The sequence below is a fragment of the Erwinia sp. PPS120 genome (genome assembly GCF_047918655.1).
In the GTDB taxonomy this organism is placed as follows: Bacteria; Pseudomonadota; Gammaproteobacteria; order Enterobacterales; family Enterobacteriaceae; genus Erwinia; species Erwinia tasmaniensis_A.
Map to the genome: position 1 here is coordinate 33,211 of NZ_JBLREF010000011.1, position 14,143 is coordinate 47,353.

Below are 14,143 nucleotides of genomic sequence, written 5' to 3' on the forward strand. Positions count from 1 at the left end.
CCTCAGACCAGAAAGAATTCACCAAACCCCATCTTTTTCAGCCCACGACGGTAGGCAATGGAGCTGCGATCGGCAGGAATATGGGCCTCAAGCGTCAGGTCGAGCGGCAGGCGTTCGGGGCGCTGCGTTTCCACCATCAGGCGGTCCTCTTCAAACACGCGATGATTAAAGGCGTGGACCTCCTCAACGGGAATATGCAGATCGAAGTTGCGGGCGATCGGCGCAAACATGCGTGTTTTACGTGCCGATACCGGCGAGGCGGCGTTCATAATCACCAGTCGGGCCTCGCCAGGAAAATGGATGGTCAGCGTGGCGGTGAAGGGCAGGTGCATCTCAAAGTGCCGCAGCCAGCTAAACCCCTCCGGGGCGCGAAAGTCGGAGCTGGCCGGATAGTTACCCACCGTGCTCCAGTAATCGACCGTAAAACCGTGCGCCGTTTCAACCGGGTTATAGGCTGGCACCACCTGATTATCCGGGTCGGCAAAGGTGTCGGTATGGATCCAGGCAAAGTGCGCCACGTCGAGAAACCCCTCCACCTGTCGCCCGGCAAAACCCTCTACGTCGAACGGTGGGCAGGTGATCTGCTGAAAACCGTCGTCAAGCCAGTGGGGCATCTGGGGTAGCGGGGCCAGGGTGCCCTCTTCGGGCGCCAGGCAGACCCAGACCAGCCCGTAACGCTCTTCCACCGCGTAAGGGGTGAGGTTGAGTTTAGCCGGGATCGGCTGATCGGGGCTGGACGGGATGCGATTACAGCGGCCATTCTCACCAAAGCGCAGCCCGTGATAAGGGCAGATAATTCCCTCCTCGTCACTGAAACCCAGCGTCAGGGGAACGCCACGGTGTGGGCAAACATCCCTGGCCGCCACAACCTGGCCTTTGACGCGGTAAAGCACCAGCTGCTCATCAAGCAGCACTGCTTTGGTCGGCGCGGCGCTAACGTCGCAGGTGCGTGTAACGGGATGCCAGTGGCGGGCAAGGCGTAGCCAGTCATCTGGCTCAAACGTACAGTGTGCGGGAGGCGTTGGGTTCATAGTGCATTTTCCTGTCGGTGGCTCTCAGCAGGTCGGCGACGTTGGCTGACGGTGTTATTGTCAGTTCATTCTGTGCGGAGAAGGGTGTTGCAATCCATCAGCAAATATTCACTATAGTGTTGCAAAAAAGTTTACAGGAGCGGCCATGAGCCCATTTTCTCGCTTTGCTATCTACTTTGCCGAAGTGGCTAAAAGCGGCAGCCTCAGAAAGGCCGCGGAAAAACTTCACGTTTCCGCTTCGGCTATTAACCGACAGATCCTCCAGGCGGAAGCCGCCTTCGGTACGCCGCTCTTTGAGCGCCTCCCCGAGGGGTTGAGGATGACCACAGCCGGGGAGTTGCTGTATGACAATATCCTGCGCTGGCAGCGGGAATTCCGCATCACCCGCCAGCGTTTTGACGATATTTTAGGGTTGAAGCGGGGGCATGTGAGCATCGGTATGATTCAGGCGCTTAACGAAGGCTGTATGGCCGATGCCCTGGCGAACATCGCATCAGCCCACAGCGGGCTGAGTCTGGATCTGACGGTGGGCGACAGCCTGACCATCAGCCAGCGTATCCGCCAGTCGGAAATTGATTTCGGGCTAATACTCGATCCTCAGGGACAAGGCGGCCTGGAGGTGGTTGCCTTCACCGAGCTGGAGATGGGGGTGGTGATGTTGCCTGACCACCCACTTCAACACCGCGAGGTGCTGTCCCCCGCCGAGCTGAGCGGCGAAAGGCATATTCTGCCTGGCGAACCGCTGGTGGTGCATGAGCGGGTCAGATCGCTCTATCGCTATCATAACTTTGCCCCTGAGAATGCCATCGTCTGTAATGATATCAGGTTGATAAAATCGCTGATTAAACAAGGAGGTAGCGTCTGCGTTCTCAGCCTGCTGGACGTGCTGGAGGAGGTCAAACATCGTCAGCTCAGCTTTGTCCCGCTAAAGGGTAAGCATATCAGGCCGCTGACGCTGGCCCTGTGTATTGCTCCTTCACGCCAGCTTTCCCGGGCGGCGCAGATGGCGATAAAAGAGATGGCCGCAGCGATTGAAAATATGGCAGCGGGGGGAATACACGCAGTTAATTAAATTGATAATGCCAATGATAGTGATTACCATTCGCGAACAAAAAATAACGTTCGCCTGTGTCACTCATCTTATGAAATCACTTTTATTGGTTCGCTCTGCTTTTCATCGCCTCACCGGGATACCCTGTTTAATCGTGCTGACTGCGCTGCCCTGCAGCGGCGTCGCGGTCGCGGGAGAAAATAAAGAACCCACGCTGACCGTCACCGCCGATGCCGCCAGCCGGACCGGCAGCTATGCGGAAGATAGCGCTACCACGGCCACCCGCACGGCTGCACCGCGCAGTGAAACGCCGCAGTCCGTAAGCGTGGTCACCCCGCAGGTCATCAGGGACTATCAGGTCAAAAGCGTCAACGACGCGGTTAAGTTTGTCAGCGGCGTCACCCAGGGGAATACTCTTGGTGGCACCGAGGATGGCTTCGTTAAGCGCGGCTTTGGCGCTAACTCCGACGGCTCTATTTTTCTTGACGGCGTACGCAGTAATCAGGGGCTGTCGATGGACGACACCATTGATCGCGTTGAAGTGCTAAAAGGATCGGCTTCGCTGCTTTACGGAATTCTTAATCCGGGCGGAGTAATCAACCTGATCGGTAAAAAACCGCAGTATGAGTGGAACACGCACGTCAGCGGTGAAACCAGCAGTTTTGGCGGGGGAGCCGGCAGTGTGGACGTTACCGGTCCGCTGGGAAATGGCCTGGCTTTTCGGCTTATCGCCGAGCGCCAGCGTGAAGATTACTGGCGCAACTTCGGCGTTAATCAACATACGTTAATTGCGCCCTCACTCAGCTGGTTTGGCGAAAAAGCCTCTTTGAATATCAGCTACGTGGAATATAAATATGACGTGCCCTACGATCGCGGCACCGCGTTTATCAATAAGAAACCGGTCAACATCCCCTATAATCAGCGGCTGGACGACAGCGCCAACCATGCATGGGGCAAGAATAAGCGTCTGAACGTCAACTACGCCTGGGCGCTGGATGACACCTGGGATACCCATCTCAACTACGCCTGGATGCAGCGCCGCTACGACAGTAATGAGGTCAGGGCGACGGCGATTAATACCACCACCGGCATTGTTTCGCGCCGCGCCGACGCTAACCGCGGCTTTAACCACCAGACCACTTACCTCTCCTGGGATATCGGCGGCAGCCCCACGCTGTGGAACAGGCAGCACGATCTGATGCTGGGTGTGGACTACGAGCAGAACGAAACCTACAAAGCCCGCTCTTATCGCGGAAAAGTCTCTAAAACCTTCAATATGTACGATCCGATCTATGGCGAGGAACCCGTACTGAACAGCAGTACTTATGCGGATCCCGTCAGCAATATCCGCACCAATCTCTACAGCCGTTCACTCTTTGCAAAGGACAGCATTCACCTCTCTGATCAATGGATTGCAGTGCTGGGCGGTCGCCTCCAGCGCTACACCCAGACGGCCAGCCACGGCAATGATAATCCGGTAAGCACCCTTAACGATCGCGGCGACGCCTTTTTACCGCAGATGGGGCTGGTCTATAAAGTGCTGCCTGACGTCTCGCTTTACGGCAGCTACAGCCGCTCCTTTACCCCCTCGACCCAGACGGACGATAACGGCAATGTTGCCTCGACCGAGAAAGGCGCGACCTGGGAAGTGGGCACGAAGTGGCAGGCCATGCCCGCGCTCTCTGCCACGCTGGCGCTGTATCGTATTGATGAAAAGGATATGTCGGTGTTTATCAACGGCGTGACGCGTGACATTCCTGAAGCGCGATCAACCGGGGCCGAGCTTGAGGTTAACGGTGAGCTGACGGAGGACTGGAACCTGATTGCCACCTACGGCTACGACAAAACCGAAATTATTGAGGACGGCGTCAATCCTGAAAACGTCGGTAACCGCCTGGTCAACGCGCCGCGCAATATGGGCAGCCTTTATCTCAGCCACGCCATGCGCTTCTCCTGGCTACCGGGGGAACTGCGCGTGGGCGGCGGCGGCCGCTACGTCGGCAGCCGGGCGGGCGATCCCGAGAACAGCTTTACCCTGCCTGACTATACCGTGGCCGATGCGTTTATCGCCTGGGACAGCAGGCTGGTGGGCAAACATACCCAGCTCAAGCTGAACATTAACAACCTGCTGAACAAACACTACTACGAGTCCAGCGCGGGTAACCTGCGGGTTATTGAGGGCGAGCCGAGAGTGGTGTATGTGCAGGCATCGGTAGATTTCTGATCGCCGTCTGGAGAGCGCAATGAAAAAACGTTTACTTGTGCTGATGATGCTGGTCAGCAGCCTGGCACAGGCCAGAACTGTCACCGATATTTTGCAGCGCAGCGTGGTCATCCCCGATAATCCCCAGCGGATTATTGTGGGGGAAAGTCGGATGATTTATACCCTGGCGCTGGTCGAGGAGGGAAATCCGGCGAAGCGGGTGGTGGGCTGGCCCGGAGACCTGAAAAAGCTGGACAGCCAGAACTGGGCGCGGTACACCGCTGCTTTTCCGGAGATCAACGCCATCCCGGTGACTGGTCAGGCCAACTATGGCCAGATCAGCGTGGAAAAGGCGATCGCCCTGAAGCCAGATCTGGTTATTCTGCCGGTATACGCCAAAAAAGAGAGCAACCACGACGACGTCCAGGCCCAGCTGACCCGCGCGGGTATCCCGGTTATTTATATTGATACGCGCGTTAATCAGCTCGCCAATACCGTTCCCAGCCTGAAAATCCTCGGCCAGGCCCTTAACGACAGCGCAAAGGCCGGGCGCTTTATTGCTTTTTACCAGCAGCATATGCAGCGGATTAAGCAGAGGCTGGAGCAGGCGCAGCCAGAACGACCCGGCGTTATGTTACAGCTGCATATCGGACGGCGGGAAACCTGCTGTACCACGGTCAGCCACGGCAATCTGGCCGATCTCATCACCTATGCCGGGGGCGAAAACATTGCGGCAGGGCGGTTTGCCAGCGTCTTCGGACAGCTCAGCCCGGAGGCGATTGTCTCGCTCAATCCAGCGCTCTGGCTGGCCACCGGTATGGCGGGGCCGGGACAGAAGAATCAGCTGCAGCTTGGCCCTGACGTTAACGCCGGTCAGGCAAGGGCGAGTTTTCGGCAGGTGCTGAGCCGCGATCCCGTCGTCTCTCAGCTATCGGCGGTGCGCAGTGGCAGGACGCTCGCGGTTTGGCACAATTTCTATATGAGTCCCTGGCATCTGCTGGACGTAGAAATCTTCGCGAAATTCTTTCACCCCCAGCTGTTTAGCGATCTGGATCCGCAGCGAACTCTGGATGAAATGAACCGTGACTTCCTGACGGTGCCGCAGACCGGAACCTACTGGACGACCGCGCAGTAACAGACTAAAAAAAACTGCACCTTACTCAGTTGGCAGGCCAACCTTTGGGGTGCAGTCTGTGTTAAGCGCTTACTGCGCTTCGGCGTGGATTACTCGTTGATATTCGGATGCTGGTTGATCAGGTGTTTACGCTTCTCTTCAAGCTCGGCAATCTGTTCGCTGATATCACCAATTTTAGTCTCGATGTTATCGTGATGCTCCTGCAGCAGCTCTTTTGCCTCGGCCATATCTGATGCCGCTGGCGTGGCACCGCGCAGTGGCATATTCGCCGTCTCTTTCATCATGATACCGGTTACCAGGCCTACGATGGCAATAATCATCAGGTAATAGGCAGGCATATAGAGATTGTTGGTCGCTTCAACCAGCCAGGCAGCCAGCGTTGGCGTCAGGCCCGCCACCAGGATAGAGATGTTAAAGGCGCTGGCTAACGCGCTGTAGCGGATGTGCGTAGGGAACATCGCGGGCAGCGATGAAGCCATCACTCCGGTAAAGCAGTTAAGTACCACCGCCAGAATGAGCAGACCCGCAAAAATCAACGGCATCACGTTACTGTTGATCAGCATAAAGCAGGGAATGGACAGACACAGCAGTGCGATACTACCGACGATCACGAAGGGACGGCGACCAAATTTATCGCTCATCAGGCCCATAATCGGTTGAATAAACAGCATACCAATCATAATCGCAATGATGATCAGTACCCCGTGATCTTCAGAGTAGTGAAGATTATGGGTGAGATAGCTTGGCATGTACGTCAGCAGCATGTAATAGGTAACGTTGGTGGAGAGCACCAGACCGATACAGGCCAGCAGGCTTTTCCAGTGTTTAGTCGCAATCTCTTTAAACGAAACTTTAGGACCGTCAGCCAGCCCTTCACGATCGCCCTGCTCAAGTTTCTCAACGTGCTGCTGGAAGGCCGGTGTTTCTTCCAGCGCGCTGCGCAGATAGAGCCCGACAAGACCCAGCGGCAGGGCAACGAAGAACGGCACGCGCCAGCCCCACTCCAGAAACCTCGCCTCGCCAATAACCGTTGAGATCAGCACGACCAGGCCGGCACCCAGCACAAATCCTACGATTGAACCGAAGTCCAGCCAGCTGCCCATAAAGCCGCGCTTGCGGTCCGGGGAGTATTCGGCAACGAAAATGGATGCGCCGGTATATTCGCCTCCGACGGAAAAGCCCTGAGCCATTTTACACAGCAGCAGCAGAATAGGCGCCCAGATGCCGATGGAGGCATGGGAGGGGATCAGGCCAATACAGAAGGTACTGACCGACATAATAATGATGGTAATGGAAAGGATTTTCTGGCGGCCATATTTGTCACCCAGCCTGCCAAAAAACAGCCCACCCAGCGGACGGATCAGAAAAGGTACCGAGAAGGTCGCCAGCGCGGCAATCATCTGCACGCCCGGATCGGCCCCGGGGAAGAATACCTGACCCAGCGCAAAGGCGACAAATCCGTATACCCCAAAGTCGAACCATTCCATCGCGTTACCCAGCGAGGCGGCGGTAATAGCCTTGCGTAACCTGGCATCATCAATGATCGTTACGTCTTTTAAGCCCATCGGCTTAACACGCTTCCTACGTAGCTTCATAATACCCCTGTAATAGTCTGTTTCCCAGTTAGAATTCTCCCATAAACCGTCTGAAATGAACGAATTACAGCGGCTCAGGGTACAAATTATCTGTGGTCTGTAGCCAGGCAGAAAGTGAAAAGAGACGGGTGAAATCGTCCGTCAACCCGTCCTTTTCTGTTATTAGTATATCGTTTTCTGGCCGTGTAACATAATTTCTGACGGGAGCCCACGTGGCTAAACCGCATAATCGTCCCGTCAGATCGTCCCAATGCGGTCAGATTTATAGTGGAAAAGATGGACCTGGGTTTTTGCTCCGCAACCACGCCATCAGCGCACTGCTGGTCATCGGGTGGGCAAAGAGATAGCCCTGAATATGGATAACGCCGCGTTTTTTAAGGTAGTCGAGCTGGATCGGCGTTTCGACGCCTTCAGCGACAATTTTAAGCCTCAGCTTCTGGCTAAGGTTAATAATCGCATCCAGAATCGGCGCTTCATCTCCGGCACACTCGATGGCGTTGACAAAGCCGCGATCCACCTTAAGGTAATCCAGAGGAAAAGTCTGGAGATAGCTCAGCGCACAGTGCCCGGTACCGAAGTCATCAATCGCGATATGAATACCTTCCGCACGAAGCTGGTGCAGCTTCTTCACCACGTCATCGCCGTCGGAGATCAGGCTCCGCTCGGTCAATTCCAGGGTGATATTCAGCTTTTTGGCAGCAAGCTGCGCGGAAAAGCCGCGGATATCCTGCACAAAGTCAGGATGCTGCAGATGCTCTGCTGCTACGTTGATCCCAAGGTGAAATCCAGGCGGTACGTGCCAGTGCCTGACATCTCTGCTAATCAGCATCAACAGATGCCGCGTTAGCGGCACAATCATACCCTCTGACTCTGCGGCACTGATAAAGCGGTCCGGCTTTGCCCAGCGGCCATCTGGCAGTTGCCAGCGCATCAGCACTTCTGCACCGCTGTAGCGGTTGGTTTCAAGATTAAACAGCGGCTGATAATTAACGGAGAACTCGTCGCGCGCGATAGCGCGGCGGATCAGGTCGCCATAGGAGAGCCGCCGTTTGAGCCAGTTGCTGGTCACCGCCATGAGCAGGAGCGAAAGGATGAGCGCCATCGGCAGGAAGGTATAAAGCCCCTGCCGCCAGGTATAGGCGATATCCGCAGGCGGCGAGGTAACGCTAACAACAATAGGGTAACGTTTGGAGGGGGCGGTATAGGTGCTGGCGCGAATAAACCCACTGCCCGCGTCCGGTACGTTGCCGCGCGTAATGCGAAATCCGCCGCCGAACTGAATGGCGATACGGTAGCCGTGGCTTTTACCGACCGCGTTCATAAAATCATAAAGGTACTGGCCGTCGACCAGGGCAAAGCTACTGGAGCCCGCCACCCCCTCGCGGACAAAGATCACTGCCGGGCGATCCCTGACGCCAAAGGTGCCCGCCAGAGAGAGGACCCAGGAAGTCCACCGCTTTTCAGGCGGCGGACGCTGAAGCAGGATTGTAATATCGCCCTGCTTGGTGCCGAATGCGGAGGAGCAGGTGATGGTATCGTGCCGGATAATACCTACGGAGCGGAAATAGGGATAGATAGCCGAAAAGCGCTGAAGCCGATCGTTTATCTCTTCACAGGGTCTTCCGGAGAACTGCTGCAGCTGGGCAATCATCTTCCAGGCATGATCGCTAATGGCTTCGGACTGGTTTAACAGCATTTCGGCGGTGACGGCCTGCTGTCGCTGGATAATCTGCCTGGCTTCGATACCGGTAAAAACCAGACAGAGCAGTAAAGGCAACAGGCCCGCCATTGTCAGGTAAAGTCCCTTACGTTCACGTCCCTTTATTAAAAGAGAGTCCATAGTGTATCCCTGTTTCCACCCATATTTATACTTACGGTTGGCGGTAAAATAGCATGTCCGCTCCCCCGAAAGATAAATATTGCTGGTCAGTGGAAAAATAAGCTTTGCGCATATTCCTTAGTCAATATTATGCAGATTATTGTCATATTCATTATTTCCCCGGTATTTTCTCCTGTGCCAGGATGCCCTGTCTGCGGCCCGTCCGCGCTTAAAAAGATCAGGAGAAAAACAAATGGCAGAGGTTAGCGAACTGAATGCGGCACCGGGTCTGCGAGCCAGAATTTCAGAGGCTGAATGGCAGGCGCGCGTAAAACTGGCGCAGTGTTATCACCTGGCGGCAAAATTGCGCTGGACGGATCATATTTATACGCACTTCTCCCTGCGCGTACCGGGTGACCGCCCACATTTTCTCATCAACGCCTATGGTCAGACCTTCGATGAAATTACGCCGGAGACGCTGGTCAAAATTGATATTGATGGCGAAATTATCGACGATCCTACGGGGCTGGGGATTAACCCTGCGGGCTATGTGATTCATGGTGCGATTCATCGCGCCCGCCCGGAAACCCACGCCGTCCTGCATACTCATACTGCGGCGGGTATTGGCGTAGCGGCTCAGCAGCAGGGGCTGCTGATGATCTCCCAGCACAGCGCGCGTTTCCACCGTCGTCTTGGCTATCACGATTATGAAGGGATTGCGTTAGATCTTGATGAACAGCAGCGCATCGTGGCCGATCTTGGCGAGCGCAATGCGCTAATCCTGCGAAACCACGGTCTGCTGACCTGTGGCCGGGATCTGGAAGAGGCATTTTACAATCTTTACTACCTGGAGCGGGCGTGCGTCGCGCAAATTGCCGCGCAGTCCGGCGGCGCGGCGCTGAGTATTATCCCGGATGCGGTAGCGGAGAAGGCCGCACTGGCGTTTGATAATGGCATCAGAAACAAAAAGTATCTGCTTCACTGGGATGCCTACGTCCGTCAGCTACAGCGAAACGCACTCTGACAGGAGGAACGCACGCTATGTATAAATCGCTACTGACGGCTTTACTGCTCTGCGTTTCCGTTGCTGCCTGCGCGGCAGAGGATCTCTCCAGCGTCACGCTGGTGCTGGGCGATCAGGCCCGTAATTTGCGCTCGCTGGTGGAGGCATCCGGCGTGATGAAGGATGCGCCTTATCACTATCGTTGGGCCAATTTTCAGGGCGCTGCGCCGCTCTTCGAGGCGCAGCGGGCGGGAGCGGTTGATACCTCTTACGCCGGTGACCTGCCGGTACTGATGGCTGCCGCTGGCGGGGTGGATCTTAAAATCATCGCAACCAACGTAGGAGACGCGGGATCTAACGGACTGATTGTCCCGGCAGATTCCCCTATCCACAGCGTGAGTGATCTGGCAGGGAAAACCGTTGTGGTCTCCTCGGCGCGCGGCAGCATTTCGCAGCATCTGCTGTATGAGGCGCTACAGGAGGCGGGCATAAAACGAGAGGCAGTGTCGGTGCGCTTTGTCCTGCCCGTAGACGCCAGCGCAGCGTTTAACTCCGGTCAGATTGCGGCCTGGGCCACCTTCGATCCCTACCTGGGCATCGCCGAACAGCACGGCGCGCGGCTGCTTCGTGACAGTAAAGGGCTGACGACCGCGCTGTCATTTGTGACCGCCACCAACAGCGCGCTAAAAGATCCCTTTAAGCGGCTGGCTATTGCTGACTTTGCCCGCCGACTGGCGAAGGCGCGGGCCTGGGGAATTGCGCATCCTGACGACTATAATCAGGTCTATGCTGCGCTCACCCGTCTTTCACCGCAGGCGTCGGCACCGATCACGGCGCGGATTTCCCACGGCATCAGGCCGATCTCTGCAGAGGATATTAAGAAAGTACAGGGCGTCTCCGATCTGTTCTCTTCGCTGGCGATCCTGCCGCAGAAGGTAGACGTGCAGGCCATTACCGATACCAGCGTCTTTGAGGCCGGGTCAGAATGAATAGACGCTCGTTCAGCGTTTACCGCACGACACGCCCCGATCAGCCGCAATGGTGGATCGGGACAAGCCCGTTAAGGGTATGCGTTAGCTATCACTGTAAAATAGTTGTTGCAGCGTAGCCTCAACGCCGCGAACCTCTGCCAGTCCTTTAAGTCGACCAATGGCAGAATAGCCTGGGTTGGTTTTTTTATGCAGGTCGTCCAGCATCTGATGGCCATGGTCAGGCCGCATGGGAATAGGGCGTCTGTTTCCCTCCCGACGACGGCGCTGCTCCTCGGCGAGAATGACCTTAACGACGCCCACCATGTCCACGTCGCCACCGAGGTGGGCGGCTTCATGAAAGCTTTTCGGGTTTGCTTCCCGCTGCGTTGAACGTAAATGCGCGAAATGGATCCGATCGGCAAAGGTCGTGGCCATATTGACCAGATCGTTATCAGCCCGAACCCCAAGCGATCCGGTGCAGAAGGTAAAACCGTTATGAATGCTGTTTACCGCCTCTTTCAGCCACTGCAGATCGTCCTGTGTGGAAAGGATACGCGGCAGGCCCAGCAGCGATCGCGGTGGATCGTCCGGATGCACTGCCAGCATGATGCCCGAAGCTTCCGCGACCGGCACAATTGCCCGCAGAAATTCTGCCAGGTGCTCACGCAGTTTGGCTTTATCGATCCCCTGATACTGCGCCAGCTGCGCCTGAAACTGCGCCAGAGTATAGCCCTCTTCCGCGCCCGGCAGACCGGCAATGATATTGCGGGTTAGCGTTTCCACATCGTCAGGGGTCATTGCGGCGAAGTAGCGCGCGGCCTGCTCCCGCTCCTGCGGATCGTAATCCTGCACGGCACCGGGCCGTTTGAGTATATGCAGCTCAAACGCGGCAAAGGCCGTATCATCGAAGCGCAGCGCGTTGGCCCCGCACGGCAGTGGCCAGGCGAGGTCGGTTCGCGTCCAGTCCAGCACCGGCATAAAGTTATAGCAGACGATATCTACCCCACAGCTGCCCAGATTTCGGAGAGATTGCTGATAGTTAGCGATAAAGCGCTGATAATCGCCGCGATGCGTTTTGATCGACTCATGAACAGGGATGCTTTCCACCACTGACCACACCAGATTTTTCGCTGCCAGCAGCGCCTGACGGGCCGAGATCTCCTCTACGGGCCAGACCTCGCCGTTAGGAATATGGTGCAACGCCGTCACAATGCCGGTTGCGCCAGCCTGCCGTGCATCATCCAGCGAAACGGGGTCGTTGGGGCCATACCAGCGCCACGTATGTTCCATGTTCAGCTCCTGTAAAATAGAAGAGTAATGGCAGAAAGCCGCTAAACACAGCATAAAGCGCAACGGCTAAGGATGCCGTGATGACGATCGCAGTGGGCAGGCAAGAAGCGCCGGAACGGTTACTTCAGACGTACGGTGCGTGGCCTGCCGTTGCCCAGTAAAATCGCCAGCTTGCTACCGCCCGGCGTCGTTTCCATCAGGATTTTACAGACGCAGGTCAGCGGAACCGACAGCAGCATACCGATCGGCCCCAGCAGCCAGCCCCAGAATATCAGCGACAGAAACACCACCAGGCTGGAAAGGCCCAGGCCTTTTCCCATAATCCTCGGCTCCAGCATATTGCCCAGTACCATGTGAATGACGGTAAACAGCGCGGCGACCAGTGCGGCGTCTAAGGGCGTGTTAAGCAATAAAGCCTGAAGCAGAGGGGGGATACCGGCTATCACCGGACCGATATTGGGAATAAAGTTGAGCACAAAAGCCACTACGGCCCACAGCAGCGCGAACTTGATGCCCAGCAGCAGCAGCACCAGCCAGACCGCGATGCCTGTTATCAGGCTGAGTAATGTTTTCAGCGCCAGATAGTGCGTCACGCCTTTCAGTGCTTTATGCAGCCCGGCGATACGAATTTTCGGATTAACCAGGGCGAAACGTAGCTTATAGGGCAGATGATGAACTTCAAACAGCATAAAAACGACCGTCATAAACAGCAGCACGGTCCCGGTCATTGCGCCGGAAAACTGACTTAGCAGGGTACCAGCCAGATTCATCATGGAGCTGGGATCGAGACGTTCAATAATGCGGTCGGTAGAAAGATTAATATGAAAGGGCGCGGCAAGATGTTGCAGGATAGCGAGTTTTTGCGCCATCTGGCTGCGAATTTGCGGGTAAATATCGCTAAAATCATTGATTGAACCGGCAATCATCGCGACCAGCAGAGCAATAATAATCAGCATGGCCAGGGTCACCAGCGTAATCGCCAGGCCGCGTCGGACCCCACGCCGCATCAGTATCGTCACCAGCGGATTCAGCACTATCGCCAGAAACAGTGCCAGCAGAAAGGGTACCAGAATTTCCGAGGCCGCTTTGATCCCGGCCAGAATGACGACCAGCATGGCCATTTTCAGCAGCATATTCTGCCCTATCTTCTCCTGCTGCAGCTCGCTCATGGCATCTCCGGGCAATAATATTGATACAAAGCTTAGCCTCTTTACCGGCTAACTTGCTGAATTTAAGAAAGTTCGCAGTGATAAGCACGTTTATTGACCGTTATTGTGCGTCGGCAGTGGCCTTTTCGCGTCAGTCAGGCTCTTTTTCTGACTTACGCTGGCCCCCTTGCAGGTGGGTTGCTGACCCCCCTTAAAGCCTGGTTTAGGGGGGCACGAGACAGAGGAGTGATCTTCGCCGTTAAAACCAGGTATAGTGCAACCTGTGCTTTTCCTGAAAGGGTATCGCTTTCCATGCCTGAACAACCCGGAGCGGAGGCGGTCCCTAACGCTTTTCGCCGATCGCTGGGGCGGCCTGCTGCTGCTGGCCTTGGTGATCGCTGTCATCGCCTTTGTGGCGATCGTCCTTGCGCTGCCGCGTCAGAGCGTGAAAAGCAGCAAGGGCAAGCAGCTGCCTTTTCGGGCAGTGCTGGGGCGGCTTTGGGGCTACGGCTTAATCCTTGCGCTGGGGTCGGCGGGATTCGGGGTAATAGCCACTTTCATTACCCTTTTCTACCGGGATAAGGGGTGGGACGGTGCCGCCTGGGCGCTGACGCTGTTTAGCGCCGCGTTTGTGGGGACGCGACTGCTGTTCCCTAACGCTATCCGGCCCGCTTGCCGGATTCGTGATGAGCTATCTGGGCGTTCCGGTTATCTACTTGCTCAGTGGCCTGCTGGTTTGTCTGGGCATGCTGCTAACCTGGAGGCTAAAACGTCAGTCGCCGCGCAAAGGTGAGGAGTGTATCGAAGGGGAACAGGCTTGCGCCTTTCCCCTGTTCTGGCCAGAAGCGGTACTCAGCTGCCAGTCACGCTGAAGGCCAGTCGCTCCCGGATGAGGAT

The 14,143-nt window shown here is 56.1% G+C and carries 10 protein-coding genes and 1 pseudogene; 6 read left to right on the top strand and 5 right to left on the bottom strand.

The genetic code is table 11. From position 1 onward, the window contains the following. Positions 1 to 2 precede the first annotated feature (2 nt). Positions 3 to 1,031, bottom strand: a complete 1,029-nt coding sequence (gene hpxD, locus ACLRGG_RS06840) for a molybdenum cofactor-independent xanthine hydroxylase subunit HpxD (RefSeq protein WP_416249013.1) — start codon at positions 1,029 to 1,031, stop codon at positions 3 to 5. Between the two features lie 145 nt (positions 1,032 to 1,176). Between hpxD and ACLRGG_RS06845 the strand changes: the two genes are divergently transcribed. The 3 genes from ACLRGG_RS06845 to ACLRGG_RS06855 all read left to right on the top strand — a co-directional run bounded on the left by ACLRGG_RS06845 (position 1,177) and on the right by ACLRGG_RS06855 (position 5,420). Beyond that, positions 1,177 to 2,103: a LysR family transcriptional regulator gene (locus ACLRGG_RS06845; RefSeq protein ID WP_416249014.1), complete on the top strand. Its 927-nt coding sequence runs from the start codon at positions 1,177 to 1,179 to the stop codon at positions 2,101 to 2,103. A 70-nt stretch (positions 2,104 to 2,173) separates the two neighbouring features. Beyond that, complete coding sequence (locus tag ACLRGG_RS06850; RefSeq protein WP_416249015.1) at positions 2,174 to 4,306, top strand: TonB-dependent siderophore receptor; 2,133 nt, start codon at positions 2,174 to 2,176, stop codon at positions 4,304 to 4,306. 19 nt (positions 4,307 to 4,325) lie between these two features. Next, positions 4,326 to 5,420, top strand: coding sequence for an ABC transporter substrate-binding protein (locus ACLRGG_RS06855; RefSeq protein WP_416249016.1), 1,095 nt, complete (start codon positions 4,326 to 4,328; stop codon positions 5,418 to 5,420). 89 nt (positions 5,421 to 5,509) lie between these two features. Here the strand turns inward: ACLRGG_RS06855 and proP are convergent, their stop codons facing one another. Beyond that, positions 5,510 to 7,015 (bottom strand): glycine betaine/L-proline transporter ProP, encoded by a 1,506-nt coding sequence (gene proP / locus ACLRGG_RS06860; RefSeq protein ID WP_416249017.1) that lies wholly within the window; start codon positions 7,013 to 7,015, stop codon positions 5,510 to 5,512. Positions 7,016 to 7,277: 262 nt separating this feature from the next. Continuing rightward, complete coding sequence (locus tag ACLRGG_RS06865; RefSeq protein ID WP_416249018.1) at positions 7,278 to 8,855, bottom strand: EAL domain-containing protein; 1,578 nt, start codon at positions 8,853 to 8,855, stop codon at positions 7,278 to 7,280. 232 nt (positions 8,856 to 9,087) lie between these two features. On the opposite strand from ACLRGG_RS06865, the gene ACLRGG_RS06870 reads away from it, so the two are divergent. Both ACLRGG_RS06870 and ACLRGG_RS06875 read left to right on the top strand, forming a co-directional pair. After that, positions 9,088 to 9,858: a class II aldolase/adducin family protein gene (locus ACLRGG_RS06870; RefSeq protein WP_416249019.1), complete on the top strand. Its 771-nt coding sequence runs from the start codon at positions 9,088 to 9,090 to the stop codon at positions 9,856 to 9,858. Between the two features lie 17 nt (positions 9,859 to 9,875). Beyond that, entirely contained in the window at positions 9,876 to 10,826 is a 951-nt protein-coding gene (locus ACLRGG_RS06875; RefSeq protein ID WP_416249020.1) for an ABC transporter substrate-binding protein, read from the top strand. Between the two features lie 84 nt (positions 10,827 to 10,910). Here the strand turns inward: ACLRGG_RS06875 and uxuA are convergent, their stop codons facing one another. Beyond that, on the bottom strand, positions 10,911 to 12,098 hold the full coding sequence (gene uxuA, locus ACLRGG_RS06880) for a mannonate dehydratase (RefSeq protein WP_416249021.1): 1,188 nt from the start codon (positions 12,096 to 12,098) through the stop codon (positions 10,911 to 10,913). Positions 12,099 to 12,217: 119 nt separating this feature from the next. Continuing rightward, on the bottom strand, positions 12,218 to 13,267 hold the full coding sequence (locus ACLRGG_RS06885; protein WP_416249022.1) for an AI-2E family transporter: 1,050 nt from the start codon (positions 13,265 to 13,267) through the stop codon (positions 12,218 to 12,220). A 343-nt stretch (positions 13,268 to 13,610) separates the two neighbouring features. On the opposite strand from ACLRGG_RS06885, the pseudogene ACLRGG_RS06890 reads away from it, so the two are divergent. Continuing rightward, positions 13,611 to 14,118, top strand: a pseudogene (locus ACLRGG_RS06890) (MFS transporter); the annotation flags it as partial. Positions 14,119 to 14,143: the final 25 nt, after the last annotated feature.